The 23,087-nt window shown below is 66.1% G+C and carries 11 protein-coding genes; 8 read left to right on the plus strand and 3 right to left on the minus strand.

The features are described from left to right. The first annotated feature begins 440 nt into the window (after positions 1-440). Positions 441-3,704: an amino acid adenylation domain-containing protein gene (locus tag QXK92_RS07165; RefSeq protein WP_306240982.1), complete on the plus strand. Its 3,264-nt coding sequence runs from the start codon at positions 441-443 to the stop codon at positions 3,702-3,704. Then, on the plus strand, positions 3,629-10,660 hold the full coding sequence (locus QXK92_RS07170) for a non-ribosomal peptide synthetase (RefSeq protein WP_306240983.1): 7,032 nt from the start codon (positions 3,629-3,631) through the stop codon (positions 10,658-10,660). The genes QXK92_RS07165 and QXK92_RS07170 overlap by 76 nt, the downstream gene beginning before the upstream one ends. A gap of 832 nt (positions 10,661-11,492) precedes the next feature. On the opposite strand, the gene QXK92_RS07175 is transcribed toward QXK92_RS07170, so the two are convergent. The 3 genes from QXK92_RS07175 to QXK92_RS07185 form a co-directional block, all read right to left on the minus strand. Continuing rightward, the gene (locus QXK92_RS07175) at positions 11,493-11,960 is read right to left on the minus strand and encodes a hypothetical protein (RefSeq protein ID WP_306240985.1); all 468 of its coding nucleotides are present in this window, start codon (positions 11,958-11,960) and stop codon (positions 11,493-11,495) included. Between the two features lie 948 nt (positions 11,961-12,908). Beyond that, the gene (locus tag QXK92_RS07180; protein ID WP_306240986.1) at positions 12,909-14,450 is read right to left on the minus strand and encodes a PPE family protein; all 1,542 of its coding nucleotides are present in this window, start codon (positions 14,448-14,450) and stop codon (positions 12,909-12,911) included. A 484-nt stretch (positions 14,451-14,934) separates the two neighbouring features. Beyond that, entirely contained in the window at positions 14,935-15,870 is a 936-nt protein-coding gene (locus QXK92_RS07185) for a heme o synthase (RefSeq protein ID WP_306240987.1), read from the minus strand. A 268-nt stretch (positions 15,871-16,138) separates the two neighbouring features. On the opposite strand from QXK92_RS07185, the gene tkt reads away from it, so the two are divergent. The 6 genes from tkt (at position 16,139) to QXK92_RS07215 (ending at position 23,085) form a co-directional block, all read left to right on the plus strand. Beyond that, complete coding sequence (gene tkt, locus QXK92_RS07190; protein WP_306240988.1) at positions 16,139-18,232, plus strand: transketolase; 2,094 nt, start codon at positions 16,139-16,141, stop codon at positions 18,230-18,232. Positions 18,233-18,246: 14 nt separating this feature from the next. Continuing rightward, complete coding sequence (gene tal, locus QXK92_RS07195; protein WP_306240990.1) at positions 18,247-19,365, plus strand: transaldolase; 1,119 nt, start codon at positions 18,247-18,249, stop codon at positions 19,363-19,365. Next, complete coding sequence (zwf, locus tag QXK92_RS07200) at positions 19,362-20,906, plus strand: glucose-6-phosphate dehydrogenase (RefSeq protein ID WP_306240991.1); 1,545 nt, start codon at positions 19,362-19,364, stop codon at positions 20,904-20,906. The genes tal and zwf overlap by 4 nt, the downstream gene beginning before the upstream one ends. An 81-nt stretch (positions 20,907-20,987) precedes the next feature. Further along, positions 20,988-21,899, plus strand: coding sequence for a glucose-6-phosphate dehydrogenase assembly protein OpcA (gene opcA, locus QXK92_RS07205; protein WP_306240992.1), 912 nt, complete (start codon positions 20,988-20,990; stop codon positions 21,897-21,899). After that, positions 21,896-22,633 (plus strand): 6-phosphogluconolactonase, encoded by a 738-nt coding sequence (gene pgl / locus QXK92_RS07210; protein ID WP_306240993.1) that lies wholly within the window; start codon positions 21,896-21,898, stop codon positions 22,631-22,633. Before opcA ends, pgl begins: the two co-directional genes overlap by 4 nt. A gap of 59 nt (positions 22,634-22,692) precedes the next feature. Continuing rightward, positions 22,693-23,085 (plus strand): ATPase, encoded by a 393-nt coding sequence (locus QXK92_RS07215; RefSeq protein WP_306240995.1) that lies wholly within the window; start codon positions 22,693-22,695, stop codon positions 23,083-23,085. The last annotated feature ends 2 nt before the right edge of the window (positions 23,086-23,087 follow it).

Here is a 23,087-nt window from a genome sequence, read left to right on the forward strand (position 1 = left end):
CCCGCACCGCACAGCGTCAACAGTCCAATTCACCCCTCTTCGCCGCCGCGTGTGCTGCCTTGCGTAGGCGGTCGGCCCAAAGTTCTTGATGAGACGCTTCCGTCGCACAATAGCAATTTGCGTCCAGTACTGGACATTACTATCGCAATTTTTGACACAGCGTTGGCGCCAGGGATCGAGGGGAGGTATCAAACGTGAGAGAACAGAGATTTTTTCGGGCGAAGCCGACACAGCCTCCACTCCAGATCGGTTTCGTTTACTGCTTTTGGCGCGCCAAAATGTAGAAGACGATCGGCGGTCATGGACGGCACAAAATCGACGCCCGCGTTCCGCAGAACCTCGGAGATGGCCTGTGAATATCCTCCGTCTACGCGATGAACAACTCAGGGTGGGGAGAAATGGATCGGCAGCGTTGAAATCAGCTGTCCTGAGGTGAAGCAATGAACACGCAAGGCCCCTCGTTGCCCGTAACCAGGGGACAGCTCGGCATATGGCTTGATCAGCAGATCAATGGCTTCGATTCCCGCTGGCAGCTGGCCAATTTCGCGGTCATTGCCGGCTCGGTGGACCGGGCGGTCCTGATCCGCGCCGTCGAGCATGCGCTCAGTGAATGCGACGCATTACGCGTTGTTTTCGTCGAACACAACGGCGACGTCCGCCAACACATCGTGCCCAGCGCCCAAATCGACATCCCGTATTGCGACTTGCGCCCCTATTCCGATCCCGTCGACGAGGCATACCACCGCGCTGCACTGCTGCGCACCCAACCGATGCCCCTGGACCAACCGCTGTACCGATTCGCTCTCTATCAGCTCAGCACTCACCAGTTCTACTGGTTCGTCGGCGTTCACCACCTCGTCTCTGACGGCTTCGGCTTAATGCTCTTCTGTAACCGGGTTGCATCGATTTACTCCGCCCTGATCACCAGCAAACCAATTGCGCCCACACCCCTGGGATCGCTGCAAGATCTGATCACCCTGGAAGCCGACTACGAAAACTCCCCGGAGTACCACCGCGACCGCACCTACTGGAGCAACCACCTCCGGATCGCCCCCGAGCGACCCGTCCTCAACGCTGCCACCCCAGCCACCCACACCGGCGGCCTCTGCACACCAGCACCACTACCCCAGCAAGCCATCGACCACGTACAGCAACTCAGCCGAACCCTCGGCATCCGCCAATCAGCGATCTGGACCGCCGCCTGTGCCCTGCTCATCGGCAAACAAAACCCCGCCAGTTCACCCATCGTGATCGACTTCCCGCTCACCCGACGCACCCGAGCACAATCGCTGACGCTGCCCGGCCTGATGATCGGCACCGTTCCCCTCGTCCTCACCGCTGCACCGGCTACCAGCGTGGCCGAATTCTGCCAACACACCCACCAGCAGATCCAAGACGCCGTCCGCCATCAACGCTTCCCCGTCCACACACTCCACACCGGGCCCCCGGCCCTGCCCGAACCCAAAAATCGGGTCGTCGTCAATTTCCTGCCCAGCACCGCCTCACACCCCTTCGGAAATGCCCCCGCCCACGCCGAATGCGTGGCCTTCGGCGGCATTACCGGGTTAGGAGTGTTCTTCCACAGCACCGGTGACCAACTGCTGGTGAGCACTCAGTACACCACCGACCCCGCCACAGACTTCGCCACCACCGAGACCCTGGCTCAACGCCTCCACGAGCTCATCTCAGCAATGGCCACCGACCTCCACCAACCGGTGTCCGCCCTGGACCTGCTCACCCCCCTCGAGCACACCCAACTGGACACCTGGGGCAACCACCGGACACTGCACACCCCAGAACCGGCCCCGCCGGTGTCGATCCCGCAGGTCTTCGCCGAGCGCGTGGCAGCCCACCCCGACGCGCCGGCCCTGACCTTCGACGACCGGACCTGGACCTACCACGAACTCGACGCGGCCAGCACCGCGCTGGCCCAGCAACTGCACACCGCCTACGGCGCCCGCCCAGGGACCGTGGTCGCGCTGCTGCTGCCGCGTAGCGCCCACGCCATCACCGCGATCCTCGCCGTGTTGAAGACCGGCGCCGCCTACCTCCCGATCGATCCGCAGCACCCGAGCGCCCGGGTGGGGTTCATGCTCACCGACACCACCCCGGTCGCGATCCTGACCACCAGCGAACTCAGCGGCCACCTCCCCCGCAGCACGGTCCCGGTGATCACCCTGGACACCCTGACCCTGGACGATTCACCCACCACCACGTCCCCGCTGCCCGGACCCGACCCCCACGACCTGGCGTACCTGATCTACACCTCCGGCACCACCGGCACCCCCAAAGGCGTGGCCACCACCCACCACAACGCCACCGCCCTGATCACCACCTTGTCGCCGCGATTAGGGCTCGACGGCGCCGCCGTCTGGTCCCAATGCCACTCCACCAGCTTCGACTTCTCGGTCTGGGAAATCTTCGGCGCCCTCTTGGGCGGCGGCCGCCTCGTCGTCATCCCCGACCACATCGTGCACTCCCCCACCGACCTGCACCACCTCCTGATCCAGGAGCAGGTCAACATGATCAGCCAAACACCAGCAGCCCTAAACCAACTCCCCTGTGACGGCTTAGACACCGCCTCCATCGTCGTCGGTGGCGAAGCCTACGCACTGGAGTTAATCCATCGCTGGGCGCCACGATGCACACTGCGCGCTGTCTACGGCCCCACCGAAACCACCATCTTCGCAACAGCCAGTACACCCCTGACAGCCGATGAACCAGCAGTGCCCCTCGGCGCCCCCGTCCCCGGAGCTGCCCTGTTCGTCCTGGATGACTGGCTACGTCCCGTGGCCCCGGGAGTGGCCGGGGAGTTGTATGTCGCCGGTAGCGGAGTCGCGGCGGGCTATTGGCTCCGGGGCGGGTTATCGGCAGCCCGGTTTGTGGCGTGCCCGTTCGGGCCGGCGGGGTCGCGGATGTATCGCACCGGAGACCTCGTCTCCTGGGGCCCCGACGGGCAACTGCGCTACCTCGGCCGCGCCGATGAACAAGTCAAAATCCGCGGCTACCGCATCGAATGCGGCGAGATCGCCGCCGCCCTCACCGCACTGGACGGCATCGAGCAAGCCGCCGTCATCGCCCGCCACGACGGCGCGGGTGAACCGCGGCTGGTGGCCTACCTCACCACCACTGACGGTCAGACCGGGCTGGATGTAGCCCGGGTCCGCACCCAACTGAGCGAGGTCCTACCCGCCTATATGATCCCGGCCGCGTTCGTGGTGCTCAAAGCACTGCCGTTGACGGTCAACGGGAAACTCGACCGCCGCGCCCTACCCGCCCCCGACTACACCCCCACCACGCAGACTTATGTGGCCCCAGCCGGCCCCGTCCAAGAAGTCCTGGCCGGCATCTTCTCCCAGATCCTCGGCGTCCAGCGAGTCGGAGCTACCGATTCGTTCTTCGAGCTGGGGGGCGACTCCCTCTCCGCGATGCGCCTGATCGCCGCTCGCCACCACCACCTTGCACGCCGAGCTGCGGGTGGCCGACCTGTTCGAAGCCCCCACGGTGGCCGGACTCGCCCAACGCCTGACCCCCGACACCACCACCCACCTGCCGCTCGCGGCTGGGCTACGCCCAGCCCATATCCCGGTGTCGTTCGCCCAGTCCCGGTTGTGGTTCCTCGCAGCAGTTGCAGGGCCCCTCGGCGGTCTACAACATCCCCGCCGTCCTCCGGCTCGACGGGCCCCTCGATGCTGACGCCCTGAAGGCTGCCCTCGGGGATGTGATCACCCGCCACGAAGCGCTGCGCACCCGCTTCGACACCATCGACGGCATCGGCTACCAACACATCTGCGACCCCGAGAACCTCCACGTGCCCTGGCAGCTCATTGATGCCCGCACCTTCACCCCCGAACAGCTCGAGGCTGTCGTCGGCGATGCTGTGGGCTACTGCTTTGACCTCAGTGCGGAGATCCCGATCCGCACCACCCTGCTGCACACCGGCCACCACCGGCACGTGCTGGTGCTGCTGGTCCACCACATCGCCGCCGACGGCTGGTCGATGGGCCCCCTAGCGCGGGATCTGCACACCGCCTACACCGCCCGCCTGACCGGCACCGCCCCCACCTGGACACCCCTGGCGGTGCAGTACGCAGACTACACCCTGTGGCACCAAAAGGTGCTCGGCGACCCCGACCAGCCCGACAGCCGCCTTGCCGCCGAGCTGGCCTACTGGGAACACACCCTGGCCGGCCTGCCCGAACGCCTCGCTCTGCCCACCGACCGCCCCTACCCGCCCGTCGCGGACTACCGCGGCGCCACCCTGAACTTCGGCTGGCCCGCCGACCTCACCAGTCAGATCCACACCCTGGCCCGCACCCAGCAGGTCTCCCCGTTCATGGTGCTGCACGCCGCCCTGGCCGTGGTCCTGTCCGCGCTGGCCGGCACCACCGATGTCGCGATCGGAGTCCCCACCGCCGGACGCACCCACCCCGCGTTGGATGACCTGATCGGGTTCTTCGTCAACACCCTCGTCCTGCGCACCCCCATCGACCACCACGCCACCCCCACCGCGCTGCTGAACCGCATCCGCACCCGCAGCGTGGAGGCGTTCGAACACCAACACGTCCCCTTCGAACTCCTGGTGGAGCGCCTGCACCCCACCCGCTCGCGCACCCACCACCCCCTGATCCAAGTCATGCTCGCCTACCAAAACCTGCCCTGGACCCACCCAGGAACCTCAGACACCATGCGGCTGGGCGATGCGCAGATCACCGCCCACCCGGTCTCGACCGGCACCGCCCGCATGGACCTCGTCCTATCGCTCAGCGAAACCGTCGACCAGCACGGGGCCCCCACCCTCACCGGGACTGTCGAATACCGCACCGACGTCTACGACCCCGCCACCATCGAAAACCTGCTCACCCACTGGCGCCACACCCTGGAAGTCTTCACCACCACCCCCGACATTCCCCTGCACCAACTCGACCTTCTCACCCCGGTTGAGCACACCCAACTGGACACCTGGGGCAACCACCCCGCACTGCACACCCCACCACCCACCCCTGTCTCGATTCCGCAGGTCTTCGCCCACCAGGTCGCAGCCCACCCCGACGCGCCGGCGCTGACGTTCCAGGACCGGACCTGGACCTACCACCAACTCGACACGGCCAGCACCCAGTTGGCCCACCACCTGCACACCAGCTACGGCGCCGCACCCGGGGCCGTCATCGCCCTGCTGCTGCCCCGCAGCGACACCGCCATCCTGGCCATTTTGGCCGTGCTGAAAACCGGTGCCGCATACCTGCCCATCGACCCGCAGCACCCGAGTGCGCGGGTTGGGTTCATGCTCGCCGACACCACCCCGCTGGCCGTTCTGACCACCACCACCCTCACCGGCCACCTCCCCCCCACCACCGTGCCGGTCCTCACCCTGGACAGCCTGACCCTGGACGACTCGCCCACCACCACGACCCCGCTGCCCGGACCCGACCCCCGCGACCTGGCGTACCTGATCTACACCTCCGGCACCACCGGCACCCCCAAAGGCGTCGCCACCACCCACCACAACATCACTACCCTGCTCACCTCACTGCACCGCCAGCCCCACATCTACCGATCCCTGGCCGGCCCGCAAACCTGGACCCAATGCCACTCCTACGCCTTCGACTACACCATGTGGCAAATCTTCGGCGCCCTCCTCGGCGGCAGCCGGCTCGTCGTCATCCCCGAACACATCGTCAGCTCCCCCCACGACCTGCACGCCCTCCTGATTCAGGAGCAAGTCAGCGTCCTGAGCCACACCCCCACCGCCCTGCAACACCTCAGCGCCGAGGGACTCGACGGCATCACCGTCATCACCTCCGGTGAACCCTGTCCTCCCACCGTCGCCGCCCAATGGGCACCGGGCCGCACACTGCTCAACACCTACGGCCCCACTGAAACCACCATGCACACCACCGCCGCACCCCCACTCACACCCGACACCCCCATCGTCCCCATCGGCACCCCCGTCCCCGGAGCCGCCCTCTTCGTCCTCGACCACTGCCTGCGCCCTGTCCCACCCGGAGTGACCGGGGAGTTGTATGTCGCCGGCAGCGGAGTCGCGACCGGCTACTGGCGCCGCGCAGCCTTGAGCGCGGCCCGGTTTGTGGCCTGCCCCTACGGGCCGCCCGGGTCGCGGATGTACCGCACCGGGGACCTCGTCTCCTGGGGCCCCGACGGACAATTGCAGTACCTCGGCCGCGCGGATGAACAAGTCAAAATCCGCGGCTACCGCATCGAATGCGGCGAGATCGCCACCGCCCTGACCGGATTAGACGGGATCGAACACGCCGCGGTCATCGCCCGCCAAGACACCCCCGGTGAGCCGCGGCTGGTCGCCTACCTCACCACCACCACCGGCGCCGGCATCGACACCTCCCGGCTCCGCAACCAGCTGAGCGAGGTCCTACCCGGCTACATGGTGCCGACCGCGTTCGTAACCCTGGACGTCTTGCCGTTGACCGTCAACGGGAAACTGGACCGCCGCGCCCTTCCCGCCCCGGACTACACCCCCACCGAGACCTATGTGGCCCCGGCCGGCCCCGTCCAAGAAGTCCTGGCCGGCATCTTCGCCCAAATCCTCGGCGTCCAACGAGTCGGAGCCAGCGACTCGTTCTTCGAACTGGGAGGCGACTCGCTCTCAGCGATGCGCCTGATCGCCGCCGCCACCACCACCCTGCACACCGACCTACGCGTCGCCGACCTGTTCGACGCCCCCACCGTCGCCGGACTCGCCCAGCGCCTGACCCCCGACACCACCCAACACCTGCCACTGGTGGCCCAGGAGCGCCCAGCCCGGGTCCCTGTGTCGTTTGCCCAGTCCCGGCTGTGGTTCCTCGAGCAGTTGCAGGGCCCCTCGGCGGTCTACAACATCCCGGCAGTCCTGAAACTGCATGGGCCGCTGGATGCTGACGCCCTGAAGGCTGCCCTGGGCGATGTCATCACCCGCCATGAGGCCCTGCGCACCCGCTTCGACACGATCGACGGCATCGGGTATCAGCACATCGTCGATACCGACGAGCTCAAGGTGCCATGGCAGCTCATTGATGCCCGCGGTTTCACGCCCGAGCAGGTGGAGGCTGTTGTTGCCGAGGGTGTGGGCTACGGCTTTGACCTGAGTTGCGAGATCCCGATCCGCGCCACCCTGCTGCACACCGGCCACAACCGGCACGTGCTGGTGCTGCTGGTGCATCACATCGCCGCCGACGGCTGGTCGATGGGTCCGCTGGCCCGGGATCTGCAGACCGCCTACACCGCCCGCCTGACCGGCGCCGCCCCCACCTGGACACCCCTGGCGGTGCAGTACGCCGACTACACCCTGTGGCACCACCAGGTGCTGGGCGACCCCAACCAGCCCGACAGCCGCCTGGCCGGCGAGCTGGGCTACTGGGAAGACACCCTGGCCGGCCTGCCGGAACGGCTAGAACTGCCCACCGACCGCCCCTACCCGCCGGTCGCGGACTACCGCGGCGCCACCCTGGACTTCGGCTGGCCCGCCGAGCTCACCCGTGAGATCCACGCGCTGGCCCGCACCCAGCAGGTCTCCCCGTTCATGGTGGTGCACGCCGCGCTGGCCGTGGTCCTCTCTGCGCTGGCCGGCACCGACGATGTCGCGATCGGGGTCCCCACCGCCGGACGCACCCACCCCGGCCTCGATGACCTGATCGGGTTCTTCGTCAACACCCTGATCCTGCGCACCCCCATCGACCACCACGACACGGTGACCGCGCTGCTGAACCGCATCCGCACCCGCAGCGTGGAGGCGTTCGAACACCAACACGTCCCTTTCGAACTCCTGGTGGAGCGCCTGCACCCCACCCGCTCGCGCACCCACCACCCCCTGATCCAGGTCATGCTCGTTTACCAAAACCTGCCCTTTACCCACCCCGACACCACCACCGCTCTGAGGCTCGGCGAGGCGCAGGTCACCGCCTACCCGGTCTCGACCGGCACCGCCCGCATGGACCTCGTCCTGTCCCTCAGCGAGAACGTCGACGCACACGGGGCTCCCACCCTCACCGGGACTGTCGAATACCGCACCGACGTCTATGACCCCGCCACCATCAACACCCTGCTCACCCGCTGGCAACACACCCTGCACACCTTCACCACCCACCCCGAACGCCCCCTGCACCAGCTCGACCTGCTCACCACGGTTGAGCACACCCAACTGGACACCTGGGGCAACCACCGGACCCTGCACACCCCACCACCCGCCCCCGTCTCGATTCCGCAGGTCTTCGCCCACCAGGTCGCAGCCCACCCCGACGCGCCGGCGTTAACGTTCCAGGACCGGACTTGGACCTACCACCAACTCGACACGGCCAGCACCCAGTTGGCACACCACCTGCACACCAGCTACGGCGCCGCACCAGGGGCCGTCATCGCCCTGCTGCTGCCCCGCAGCGACACCGCCATCCTGGCCATCCTGGCCGTCCTGAAAACCGGCGCCGCCTACCTCCCGATCGACCCGCAGCACCCGAGTGCGCGGGTGGGGTTCATGCTCGCCGACACCACCCCGCTGGCCGTCCTGACCACCACCACCCTCACCAGCCACCTCCCCGCTAGCACTGTCCCGGTGATCACCCTGGACACCCTGACCCTCGACGATTCACCCACCACGACCCCGCTGCCCGGACCTGACCCGCAGGACCTGGCGTATCTGATCTACACCTCCGGCACCACCGGCACCCCCAAAGGCGTGGCCACCACCCACCACAACGCCACCGCGCTCCTGACTTCCTTGCACCCCCACCTCCCCACCCACGGGGTGTGGACCCAATGCCACTCCTACGCCTTTGACTACTCCGTCTGGGAAGTCTTCGGCGCCCTGCTCGGTGGCAGCCGCCTGGTCGTGGTCCCCGACCACCTCACCGCCTCACCCACAGACCTCCACCACCTCATCACCACCCACCACGTCACCGTCTTAAGCCAAACCCCCGCCGCACTACACCGCCTCCCCCACCACGGACTCGAGAACGTCACCCTCATCACCGCAGGCGAAGCCTGCCCCCCCGAGGTCGTCGCACGCTGGGCCCCACACCGGATCATGCGCAACGGCTACGGCCCCACCGAAACCACCATCTACGCCACCCTCAGCACCCCCCTAACACCCGACACCCCCACCGTCCCCATCGGCACCCCCGTCCCCACCGCCGCCCTCTTCGTCCTCGACAACTGGCTACGCCCCGTCCCGCCGGGGGCGGTGGGTGAGTTGTACGTCGCCGGCACCGGAGTCGGGGCGGGGTATTGGCGCCGCAGCGCGCTCTCCGCCTCAAGGTTCGTCGCCTGCCCCGACGGCCCACCCGGCTCCCGGATGTACCGCACCGGAGACCTCGTCTCCTGGGGTCCCGACGGGCACCTGCACTACCTCGGCCGCGCCGATGAACAAGTCAAAATCCGCGGCTACCGCATCGAATGCGGCGAAATCACCGCCACCCTCACCGCGCTCGACGGCATCGAACAAGCCGCCGTCATCGCCCGCCAAGACACCCCCGGCGAGCCCCGACTGGTCGCCTACCTCACCACCACCACCGAAGCCGGCATCAATGTGGCCCGGGTGCGAGACCAACTCACGCAGATGCTGCCGCCCTATATGGTGCCGGCCGCGTTCGTGGAGCTCAAGGAACTGCCATTGACCGTCAACGGCAAACTCGACCGCCGCGCTCTACCAGCCCCCGACTACAGCACCACCGCACAGGCTTATGTGGCCCCGGCCGGCCCAATTGAAGAGATGCTCTCCACTCTCTACGCCCACATCCTCGGCGCAGAGCAAATCTCAGCCACCGACTCGTTCTTCGACCTCGGTGGGGACTCCCTGTCCGCGATGCGCCTGATCGCCGCCGCCAACACCACCCTCAACACCGACCTCCGCGTCACAGACCTCTTCGATGCCCCTACCCTCACCGCCCTCGCCCGGCGCGTCGAAGGACGCTCCCAAACCACCGACATACCGCCGGTCCAGACCCTGCGCACCGGCAGCGGCACCCCGCTGTTCTGCATTCACGCCACCAGCGGCATCAGCTGGCCCTACCAAACCCTCGGCCACCACCTGACCACCCCCCTGATCGCCATCCACCAACCGCTCGAACCCCACGAAACCCCACCGCAGACCCTCCAAGAAATGGCGAAAAACTACGCCCAACGCATCCACACCGCCCACCCCCACGGCCCCTACCACCTCATCGGCTGGTCCTACGGCGGCGTTCTTGCCCACCACATCGCCATCGAACTCCGCCACCAAGGCCACACCAACACCCGCCTCATCCTGCTCGACTCCCTCCCCGCCCTACCGACCGTCAACCAGGACGACAACCTGCCCCCCCTGCGCTTACCCGACAACGTCGTCCCCGACGACCAACTCATCACCGACCTCACAACCAACCACCATCGAAACATCGCCCTCTACCGAAACCACCAACCCGCCGTCTACGACGGCCCCACCCTGCTCATCGCCGCCGAACACACCCCACCCCCCACCCACACCACCTACGAATCCACCCGCACCAAAGCCGCCCACCTCCTCCGATCCTGGCAACCCCACCTCACCGGCCCCACCACCGCCCACTCCATCAACTGCACACACCACCAACTCCTCAACCCCGACATCGTCATCACCTACGCCCACCACCTCAAAGCCTTCCTTCGCACGACCACCGAGCAAGCCCCACCAACATGACGACACATTCCGCATGAGGACCCCACTCATCTCAGACCCACACGCTGACTGGACGCCTCTGCCGATGCGGTCGCCGGCTACGACACATGTCACAGACCGCCATGACGCGCACCGGGCCTGATCGCGACTACTGCCCCAAGCGTTCCCAAGGCACTGTTCACAACCAGGCTGTCATCGCCCCAACCGGCCAACACACTGAAGGGCTGCGGGCCTGCTCCGCGCGAATTGAATCTAAACCGCATTAGCGCGACCGGGTGCTCGCGCGGCTTGACAGCACCATCGAGATACCCGACGGCCAGTCGATCGGCGCGAAGAGCCAGTCGCGGTCAGCATCGGCTGTTGAAACTGCCACCGGCGCCAACGTGCCCGACGTTCAGCTCGACCGATGCGTAGCAGCGAACGCCGGGACGGCACAAACCGTAAACGCCGCGACAAGCGCGAATTAGATTGATAGACAGCCTAATACGTTCTTTCCGGCATGCCCACATCGATGGATCATTGAGAAAGCGGAGGAACCACGCCGCTGGGCTGGTCCTTGGCGTCGACCCGATGTCGGTGATTACGCGCTCAACGACCGGTTGCGCGCCAATGCAACCCCCAGAACCCCGAGACGCGTCGCCACCACACCGTGAAACCACCGGACACATGCCTTCTGCGACTTGGCGGTTCACGAACGCGATTGCGGTCCCGGTCGGATAGGGGACATGGCATGACGGTCAGCCTTCGCGCGGGCTGTCACGTGATCACCGCATCTGGGACCCGAAAAAAGCTCGGCTAAGACGTCACCGGTTGGTGAGGCAGACCCGCACTTCTGGGCCGCGGCGCTTCCCGCCTAGCGGTCAGCAGAAACTCTGCTTCCGACCACGAAATGCCTTGCAATCAGATCGCTTTTACTCTGCACCCAAACCCGGCCCAGTGCGCCACGCTTGTCCGCGAGCCTGATCTGAGCGGAACCAGTACGCTGACTCTCCAAGTTGCGCAGGGCAAGACTGTATTTGAAAAGCACCATGAGCAGGAACGCGTATACCGGGTTTACTCGGCACGGAGAATCCTCCGTGTTGCCTAGTATGTCCAACGCTGCCAGCATCGTGGACTCGGCCCGCCAACAAGCCGGGAAAATCCCGTCCATCAGGGGACCGCGGTCGTCCATTTCCAGCACTTGTTGAGAATCCAAAATGTCCTGGACGCCAGCAAGATCGCGATTCGCCAGGTCACCGGCCACCCTCAGCTCAAGCTCATCCAACTGGCGGCAAAATTCTACAATCTGATCTGACGTCAGTCGCATCCTCGCACTTGTCATCTATTTCTCTTTCCGTACGTCTCGTTGAATTCATGTTCTGGATGACGTTCCAGGCAGCACGATCGCAACAGAGAGCCGTCACTCGACCGCAAGCCCCGGAACGCGGTCAGCTTCTGACACACGTCCGGCCGACGGGCATTAAGCCATGGGTCCCGCGTTACGGGCACCCGCGTCAAAGCTGCTATGTAAGAGCAAATCCCGACGTCGACATGGGAAAGACTGCTACATATCGCCGCACGCTACCGAGGTGGAATGATCGACCTACGCCGATCGTGACCACTGCCGATACGGTATCCCGTTCTCGTGCAACTCTTTCCGAACGACTCCGCTCAAGGCACTACCCGTGGTGAGGTCCATGAGTATGCAACACGTTCGTTGGCCCGTAGTAGCGAGAACATGAACCAAATGTGCACTCAAAACTACTGTGACACAAGTTGAATAGCGCGACTGTGCCGATGTTCACATGCGAAAGTCACAGTTGTGCTGATGCTCACACCCGCCGATGACATTTTTCGGGATTGAGCAGTAAACGGAGCTGCAGTCGCTTGTCAAGCAGGCATCGTGAACCAGACCAGAACCGGACGAACTCACTACGCCTATCCGGTCCGGTCACCAGCTCGGCAAAGCGCGACACACTTCCGCGGTGCGGAGATACCCTTTGCATCAACACTATTCGGCTTGCCCCAGTCATGCGCGACCCGTCATCACCACTCGACTCAACTCCACAATAGGGTCGGCGTCACCGTGCGCTGCGAATCTCCGTCCGATCTGCTGCTGAAGCAGCCTCGGCGCTCAGCACTTCCGGCGCCGGCACACGAAGCGTGCGATCACGGCCGCCGCCGCGGCACCTCCGGGCCGAGGTCGGCGGGATCATCCCCCGGCCGAAGCCGCGCGTGCGCACACCGACTTGGAGGGCCGCAAGACCACCGGCTCGATCGTGTTGCTGCCCTAAGCCTCCTCGGGCCCCTCGGTGTCCCACGTCGTCGGGATCATCGGCAATGTCGGCCCGCCGCCGAATGAGTCGCCGGCCAGGGTAATCAGGCCAGCCGCCCGCACACCGCCCTTGCGGGCCGTGCCGGTGAAGCCCAGCGCCCCGGCGCCCTGATCGGATTCGACTGCCTGCGGATCCGAATCGTCTGTTATGTCGGCGAATTCGTCGGCACAGGCGCGCTGCGGCTCCCCCTTCTGACGTCGCTTGCGCGCCTTTCTGCGGGCGGCGGCGGCGGCCGCGGCGGCGGCGCTGTCGGGTTCCGGTGCTTTGGCGCGGGCGCTTGCACTCGCGGTGCCGCGATGCACCGGCCCGAGGCCAGGACCCGGGCCGGCTCCGATGGCATAGGGCAGAAACGCGTGCCCGGCCGGTGCGGGCGGCGGCGCGGACGGCGGCGTGCTGACGGTGCTCACCGTCGTCGCGGGAGCGCCCGCCGGAACGGACGGAGATATCGAACCGGCCAGTGCCGGGGCGAAAACGGCTGGCGCCGCCGACGCCGCGGCCGCAACAGGCGCCAGTACCGGCACAACGACGGGCGCGGCGGCGGGTATCGCGGCCAGCGCGGCCAGCGCCGCCACACTGGCCGTGGCCGCGACCGCGGGCAACGTGGCGAGCGTCGACCACAACGGGGACGTTGCGAGCGCCGCCGCCAGCACCGGATGGGCGACCAGGTAGACGATGATCTGCGCGGGGGTGATGCCGCCGAGGGACTGCAGGGCCGCGACGGGGTTGGTCAACAGCAGCTGGATCCAGTTCTGCAGTCCCTGGAAGTCCTGGGCGAACAGGAAGAGTCGGGAAATCCAGTAGCCGGGCTGGCCCGGCACCGTATACGAGGCATACGGAATGCCGTTGAGGGTGCCCGCGGCGGGGTCCCAGTTGATTCCGATCAGCCGCAGGGCGAGCTGGAAGACCTGCTGCGGGATCTGCTGGAGCTGTTCAAGAGGGTTTGAGGCCGCCGCGGGCGAATTGAGAATGAGCGGCGCGGGCTGGCCGGGCGGGACTGACGCCACCGCCGAGGCGGAAACGGCTTCATACCCTGCCATGACGCCGGCGGCCTGGATCCACATGCGGACGTAGTCGGCTTCGTTGAGGGCTATTGGGATGGTGTTGATGCCGAAGAAGTTCGTTGCCACCAGCACCCCGTGTATGGCGTGGTTGGCGGCCAATTCGAGCAGCGTGGGCATGGCCGCCAGCGCGGCGGTGTACGCCGCGGCCGCCGCCTCGTGCTGTAGGGCCGTCGTGGCGCTCTGCGCGGCGGTCGCGGTCAGCCACTGCAGGTACGGCAGGTGGGCGGCGGCATACTCCTGCGCACTCGGACCCTGCCATGCGCCGGCCTGAACCGACGCCAGAATTGTGACGAGTTCGTCTGCTGCTGAGGCATATTCGGCGCTGAGTGCGCTCCATGTCTGCGCAGCGGCCAGCAGCGGGCCGGGGCCCGGGCCGTTACTCAGCAATGCCGAATGCACCTCTGGAGGCGAAGCCATCCAGATGGGGGCGGTCATGGTCAGCCGGCGGTCAACAGATACCCAGTGACCGAACAGGAGATGCACGGCCCTGTGGGAACGACGCAAGACGTCATGCCGAACACTCCTCTCGTTGTCGGGGTACCACAAAATTCGATATCGCGACGGGCGGTATCGCAAATCGTGCACGCCCAGACGGAAGGCAGCGGACGCTGCTGGCCGTTACGCGAAATACGTTGTTAGTAAACGTATTTAGTGATGACCATCGACCCGGACCGCACGCGCACGGGATTTGAATCGGGCTGGTTCTGGATCGACGGAACAACCCGCCGAGAGTGAAAACCACGACGCGTCCACCGGCGAGTCGCGTCGTAAAATTCACAGTCGGCGCCGGGTGGGCCTGGTCGGCGCCGGGTGGGGCCTGGTCGGCGCCGGGTGGGGCCTGGTCGGCGCCCGGCTGGGGCCTGGTCGGCGCCCGGGCGGCGCCCGGTCGGCGTCGGATAGGCGCCGAGGTGCAGGCGGGTCAGAACAGAGTCGGCAGCGCGATCGCCGAGTCAACGGCCAAAGCGCAGAAGACCAGCGCCAAATAGTTATTCGATTGCAGGAACAGCCGCAGCGGCTTCACCGGCTCCCCGGCCCGCACTCCCGCATACAACTGGTGGGCCATCGTGAGGAACCACACGCCGGCCACCAGTGCCACCGCCGCGTACAGCCATCCGGCCGCCAGAGCCAGCACGAACGTCGCCAGCACCGTCAGCCAGGTGTAGATCACAATCTGCTTGGTGACCTGACGCTCGGTCGCCACGGCGGGCAGCATCGGCACACCGGCGACTTTGTAGTCCTCCTTGTACCGCATGGCCAGGGCCCAGGTGTGCGGCGGAGTCCAGAAGAAGATGATCGCGAACATCGCCAGCGCCGGCCAGCCGATGGTGCCGGTGACGGCCGACCACCCGATCATGACCGGCATACAGCCGGCGGCGCCGCCCCACACCACGTTCTGCGCAGTGCGCCGCTTGAGTAGCAGCGTGTAGACGAACACGTAGAACGCGATCGTGGCCACCGCCAGCAGACCAGATAGCAGGTTCGTGGTCCACCACAGCCAGCAGAACGAGGCCACGCTCAATGCCAGGCCGAAGATCAGCGCGTGGCGCGTCGGCACCGCAGCCCGGGCCAGCGGCCGTCGCGCGGTCCGCTTCATCACTTTGTCGATGTCCGCATCGGCCACACAGTTGAGCGTGTTGGCGCCACCGGCGGCCATCATGCCGCCGACCAGTGTGTTGAGGATGAGCAGCGGGTTGACCGAGCCGCGGTGCGCGAGCAGCATCGCCGGTATCGCGGTGACCAGCAGCAGCTCGATCACCCGCGGTTTGGTCAACGCCAGGTACGCCAGAACGGTGCCGGTGATCCGGCCTGAAGTCCGGCTGGGCGCCGCAATCTCTGGGCGGCCGCGAACGCTCACGCATTAACTCCTCGGGAAATCGCAGCCGCGCGCAGCTTCTACTACGCATGATGGTAGACCGCGCCAGCACTGCCACAGCCCCGCAGGGTCGATCTGCCCGAAATTTCTCGACCTGTCTGCCTCCGCGGCGCTGATGACAGCCACCAAACCGCGACACGATATTTTCACACAGGCTTCCGCGGGTACACGCAATCTGGGCCTGCATGCGCCAGCAATCCCGCACTAGGGTGGGATTGATCAGTTTGATGACCCCAGGACTGAGGACTGAATGACCACACTTGAAGAGATCTCCGAGCTCACCCGCCCGCACCACCCCGACGACTGGACCGAGATCGATTCGGCTGCGGTCGACACGGTCCGGGTGCTGGCCGCCGACGCCGTCCAGAAAGTCGGCAACGGTCACCCCGGAACGGCGATGAGCCTGGCTCCACTGGCGTACACGCTGTTTCAGCGCGCGATGCGCCACGACCCGAGTGACGTCCACTGGCTGGGCCGTGACCGCTTCGTCCTGTCGGCCGGACACAGCAGCCTGACCCTCTACCTGCAGCTCTACCTGGGCGGCTTTGGGCTCGAACTGTCCGACATCGAGGCACTGCGCACGTGGAAGTCCAAGACTCCCGGGCACCCGGAATTCCGGCACACCGACGGGGTCGAGATCACTACCGGCCCGCTGGGCCAGGGGTTGGCCTCGGCCGTCGGCATGGCGATGGCGTCCCGCTACGAGCGCGGCCTGTTCGACCCGGACGCCGAACCTGGCACCAGTCCGTTCGACCACTACATCTACGTGATCGCCTCTGACGGCGACATCGAGGAAGGCGTTACGTCGGAAGCGTGTTCGCTGGCCGGGGTGCAGCAGCTGGGCAACCTGATCGTGTTCTACGACCGCAACCAGATCTCCATCGAGGACGACACGAACATCGCCCTCTGTGAAGACACCGCCGAGCGCTACCGCGCGTACGGCTGGCACGTGCAGGAAGTTGAGGGCGGCGAGAACGTCATCGGAATCGAGGAGGCGATCGCGAACGCGAAGGCCGAAACCGGCCGGCCGTCGTTCATCTCGCTGCGTACCATCATCGGCTTCCCGGCGCCCAACCTGATGAACACCGGCAAGGCGCACGGCGCCGCGCTCGGTGAGGACGAGGTGGCGGCCACCAAGAAGATTCTCGGGTTCGACCCGGACAAGACGTTCGAGGTTCGCGACGAGGTCATCGCGCACACCCGCAAGCTGGTGGACCGGGGCCGCGAAGCGCACCAGAAGTGGCAGACCGACTTCGACGCGTGGGCGGAGCGCGAACCCGAGCGCAAGGCACTGCTGGACCGGTTGACGGCCGAGAAGATGCCCGACGGCTGGGATGCCGACCTGCCGCACTGGGAGCCCGGCTCGGACGATGTCGCCACCCGCAAAGCCTCAAACGAGGTGCTCAACGCGGTGGGCCCGAAACTGCCGGAACTGTGGGGCGGTTCGGCCGACCTGGCCGGAAGCAACAACACCACGATCAAAGGCGCCGATTCCTTCGGTCCCCCGTCGATTTCGACCAAGGACTACACGGCGCACTGGTACGGGCGCACGCTGCACTTCGGTGTGCGTGAGCACGCGATGGGCGCCATCCTGTCCGGCATCGTGCTGCACGGCCCCACCCGGGCCTACGGCGGCACGTTCCTGCAGTTCTCCGACTACATGCGCCCCGCGGTGCGGCTCGCGTCGCTGATGGACATCGACACCATCTACGTGTGGACGCACGACTCGGTCGGCCTCGGCGAGGACGGCCCGACCCACCAGCCGATCGAGCACCTTTCGGCACTGCGGGCCATCCCGAACCTGTCGGTGGTCCGCCCGGCCGACGCCAACGAGACGGCCTACGCCTGGCGCACGGTCCTGGCCCGCGGCAACGGCAGCGGGCCGGTCGGCCTGATTCTCACGCGTCAGAACGTGCCGGTGCTGGCGGGCACGAATCTGGACGGCGTGGCCCGCGGCGGCTATGTCCTCGGTGGCACTGACGGCGATGAGGAGCCCGACGTGGTGCTGATCGGCACGGGCTCGGAGGTCCAGCTCGCCGTCGAGGCGCAGAAGTTGTTGGCAGAGCGCGACATTCTCGCGCGAGTCGTCTCGATGCCGTGTGTCGAGTGGTTCGAGTCGCAACCGCAGGACTACCGCGACAGCGTGCTGCCGCCCTCGGTGTCGGCCCGGGTGGCCGTCGAAGCCGGTGTTGCCCAGTCATGGCACAAACTTGTCGGCGACACGGGCAAGATCGTGTCGATCGAGCATTTCGGGGAATCCGCCGATTACAAGACGCTGTTCCGCGAGTACGGCTTCACCGCCGAAGCCGTTGCTGCCGCCGCGGAAGAAGCAATGGATAACTGAGAAAAGGTGATCAGATGACCCAGAACCCCAACCTTGCCGCGCTCAGCGCTGCGGGCGTATCCGTCTGGCTCGACGACTTGTCCCGGGACCGGATCAAATCGGGCAACCTGCAGGAACTGATCGACACCAAGTCCGTCGTCGGGGTGACCACCAACCCGTCGATCTTCCAGAAGGCGCTGGCCGACAGCGATACCTATGACGACCAGATCGCCGAATTGGCCGAGCGGGGCGCCGACGTCGACGCCACCATCCGCACCGTCACCACCGACGACGTCCGCAACGCCTGTGATGTGCTGAGGCCGCAGTGGGAGTCCTCCGACGGGGTCGACGGCCGGGTGTCGATCGAGGTCGACCCGCGCCTGGCCCACGACACCGACAAGACCACCCAGCAGGCGGTCGAGTTGTGGAAGATCGTCGACCGGCCGAATCTGCTGATCAAGATCCCGGCCACCGAGGAGGGCATTCCTGCTATCGCTTCGACCCTGGCGGAAGGCATTTCGGTCAACGTCACGCTGATCTTCTCCGTCGAGCGTTACCGCGCGGTGATGGGCGCCTATCTGGACGGGCTGGAGAAGGCCAAGCAAGCCGGCCACGACCTGTCCAAGATCCATTCGGTGGCTTCGTTTTTCGTCTCGCGGGTGGACACCGAGATCGACAAGCGCCTGGAGAAGATCGACTCCGACGAGGCCCGCGCCCTGCTCGGCCAGGCCGCCGTCGCCAACGCCCGACTGGCTTACGCGGCCTATCAGGAGATCTTCGAGGGCGGCGAGCGATTCAAGGGGCTGCAGGCTGACGGAGCCCGGGTTCAGCGGCCGTTGTGGGCGTCGACCGGCGTCAAGAACCCCGATTACTCCGACACGCTGTACGTCACCGAGTTGGTGGCCCCGAACACGGTGAACACCATGCCGGAGAAGACGATTGACGCCGTCGCCGATCACGGGACGATCCACGGTGACACGATCACCGGGACCGCGTCCGAAGCCCAGAAAGTGTTCGACAAGCTGGACGAGATCGGCATCGATCTGACCGACGTGTTCCTGGTGCTGGAGAACGAAGGGGTGGAGAAGTTCGAGGCTTCCTGGGGCGAACTGCTCGAGGAGACTCAGGCGCAGCTCGACTCCGCCGACAAATGAGCCCAGCCGCACCCGAGGCGCAGTGGCAGAACCCCCTGCGCGACAAGCGGGATAAGCGGCTGCCCAGGATCGCCGGCCCTTGCGGCATGGTGATTTTCGGCGTCACCGGGGACCTGGCCCGCAAGAAGGTGATGCCGGCGATCTACGACCTGGCCAACCGGGGGCTGCTGCCCCCCACCTTCTCGCTGGTGGGATTCGCGCGCCGCGACTGGGACACCGAGGACTTCGGTCAGGTGGTGCATGACGCCGTCAAGGAACACTGCCGGACCCCGTTCCGGCAGGAGAACTGGGACCGGCTGGCCGAGGGGTTCCGTTTCGTACCAGGTGCTTTCGACGACGACGATGCGTTCAGTCGGCTCGCTGAAACGCTGGAGAAGCTCGATGCCGAACGCGGCACGGGCGGGAACCACGCGTTCTATCTGGCGATTCCGCCGAAGTCGTTCCCGGTGGTCTGCGAACAGTTGGAGAAATCGGGATTGGCTCGGCCGCAAGGTAATCGGTGGAGCCGGGTGGTTATCGAGAAGCCCTTCGGCCACGACTTGAAGAGCGCGCAGGATCTCAATAAAACCGTCAACTCCGTCTTCCCGGAGGAGTCGGTCTTCCGCATCGACCACTACCTCGGCAAGGAGACGGTGCAGAACATCCTGGCTCTGCGCTTCGCCAACCAGTTGTTCGATCCGATCTGGAACTCCCACTACGTCGACCACGTGCAGATCACCATGGCCGAAGACATCGGCCTCGGTGGGCGGGCCGGCTACTACGACGGCATCGGCGCCGCCCGCGATGTCATCCAGAACCACTTGATGCAACTGCTGGCGCTCACCGCGATGGTGGAGCCGGTCAGCTTCACTCCGAAAGCGTTGCAGACGGAGAAGATCAAGGTGCTCTCGGCGACACAGCTGGCGCAGCCGCTCGACCAGACAACCAGCCGCGGCCAGTACACCGCCGGTTGGCAGGGTGGCGAGAAGGTGGTCGGACTGCTCGACGAAGAGGGGTTCGCCAAGGACTCCGTGACCGAGACGTTCGCCGCCATCACCCTCGAGGTGGACACCCGGCGCTGGGCCGGGGTGCCGTTCTACCTGCGGACCGGAAAGAGGTTGGGGCGCAGGGTCACTGAGATCGCGCTGGTTTTCAAACGAGCGCCGCACCTGCCGTTCGACGCCACCATGACCGATGAGCTCGGCACCAACGCCATGGTCATTCGGGTGCAGCCCGACGAGGGAATCACATTGCGCTTCGGTTCCAAAGTGCCCGGCACCGCGATGGAAGTCCGCGACGTCAACATGGACTTCTCCTACGGCTCGGCGTTCGCCGAGGAGTCACCGGAAGCATACGAGCGGCTGATCCTCGACGTGCTGCTCGGTGAGCCGTCGCTGTTCCCGGTGAACGAAGAAGTCGAATTGGCCTGGGAGATACTCGATCCCGCTTTGGACAACTGGGCGTCGCACGGTAAACCCGATCCGTACGAAGCGGGCACCTGGGGGCCCGATTCGGCGTTCGAGATGCTGCGCCGCACCGGCCGGGAATGGCGGCGGCCATGAGTCGCGCTGAGAACGAGGAGCGGCGCACATGATTCGCGCCGGCGACGATGCAGAACGAAGTGATGCTGAGGAGCGGCGCACATGATCGTCGAACTGCCTGACACCACCACCACGGCGGTCAACAAGAAGCTCGACGAGATGCGCGAAATGGCCGGCGTGGTCACCATGGGCCGGGTCTTGACGCTGATCATCGCGCCGGACAGCGAAGCCGTGGTGGAGGATTCGATCCAGGCCGCCAACGACGCCAGTCACGAGCATCCGAGCCGCATCATCGTGACGATGCGGGGCAACGCCTACGCCGACGAGCCCCGCCTGGACGCGCAGATCCGCGTAGGCGGTGACGCGGGCGCCGGTGAGGTGGTGGTGCTGCGACTTTCCGGGCCGCTCTCCGGGCACGCCGCCAGCGTCGTCATCCCCTTCCTGCTGCCCGACATCCCGGTGGTGGCCTGGTGGCCGGACAACGCTCCGGCGGTGCCCGCCCAGGATCCGTTGGGCAAGTTGGCTATTCGCCGCATCACCGACGCCACCAACGCGGTCGACCCGTTGGCCGCGATCAAGAGCCGGTTGCCCGGTTACAGCGCCGGCGACACCGACCTGGCCTGGAGCCGGATCACGTACTGGCGCGCGTTGTTGACCTCGGCGATCGACCTGCCACCACACGAACCGATCGAGTCGGCCCGGATCAGCGGCCTGGAAACAGAACCCGCACTTGATATTCTGGCGGGCTGGCTGGCCAGCCGGATCGACGGCCCGGTTCACCGGGAGGTCGGTGAGCTCACGGTGGAACTGGTGCGCAAGAGCGAGACCATCGTGCTCAGCCGGCCGCAGGACGGAACCACGGCAACACTGAGCCGCACGGCCAAGCCTGACGCACTGGTTCCGTTGGCGCGCAGGGTGACTGGCGAGTGCCTCGCCGAAGACCTGCGTCGGCTGGATGCCGACGAGATCTACCACGCGGCCCTGGAGGGCATCAAGAAGGTGCAATACCAATGAGCTCCGAGATCGAAGTATTCCCCGACAGCGAACGTCTGGCGCAGGCCGCGGCGCGGCGCCTGGTCGACACGATCGCCCAGGCGATGACGGCGCGGGGCCGGGCGCTGATCGTGTTGACCGGCGGCGGAAACGGCGTAGCGCTGCTGCGCGAACTCGCTTCGCATCCGGTCGACTGGTCCGGTGTGCACCTGTTCTGGGGGGACGAGCGCTACGTTCCCGAGGACGACGAGGAGCGCAACGAAAGGCAGACCCGCGAGGCGTTGCTCGATCACATCGACATTCCGGCCAGCCAGGTGCACCCGATGGCGGCCAGCGACGGCGAGTTCGGCTCCGATCTCGAGGCTGCGGCTCTGGCGTACGAGCAACTGCTGGCGGCCAACGCCGCACCCGGCGAACTGGCACCGCACTTCGACGTTCACCTCCTCGGTATGGGACCCGAAGGCCACATCAATTCGCTGTTCCCGGACACCACCGCAGTGCGGGAAACCAGCCGCATGGTGGTCTCGGTGGACGACTCCCCCAAGCCGCCACCACAACGAATCACCTTGACCTTGCCCGCAATTCAGCGTTCCCGCGAGGTGTGGCTGTTGGTCTCGGGTGAAGGCAAGGCCGACGCGGTGGCGGCGGCCGTCGGCGGCGCCGACCCGGTGTCGCTACCGGCCGCCGGGGCCATTGGTCGCGAGATCACCCGCTGGCTGCTGGACGAGGCTGCGGCGGGCAAACTCGCTCGTTGACATTGCGGGTGTTCTGACGGGTCTATATCCGCCGGTGTCAAGCTGGTATTAATGACCGCATGGCAGACAGAAGCGGCGGCCGCCCGACTCCGGCTCGGCAAAGAATGAAGACCCTCACCCAGGCGGCATTGAATGCCGACAAGACGGTCGAGCAGGTCGAAGACGTCCTCGACGGACTCGGCACCTCCCTGGTGGAATTGAACAAGTCGCTATCGGCGCTGAACCAGACCGTCTCGCGGCTGGAGAACGGCCTGGACCACCTGGATGGAACCCTGTCCAGCCTCGACGATCTCGCCAAGCGCCTGCTCACCGTGCTGCAGCCGGTGGAGGCCATCCTGGAACGGATGGACAACATCGTGAGCTGGGGCGAGACGATGATGATGCCGATCAACGCCACCGAGCACGTGATGCGCGGGGTACTGGACAGGCTCCGCAATCGGAGTGTGCGCTGACT

The sequence above is a fragment of the Mycobacterium sp. TY815 genome, from assembly GCF_030755135.1.
Classification (GTDB): domain Bacteria; phylum Actinomycetota; class Actinomycetes; order Mycobacteriales; family Mycobacteriaceae; genus Mycobacterium.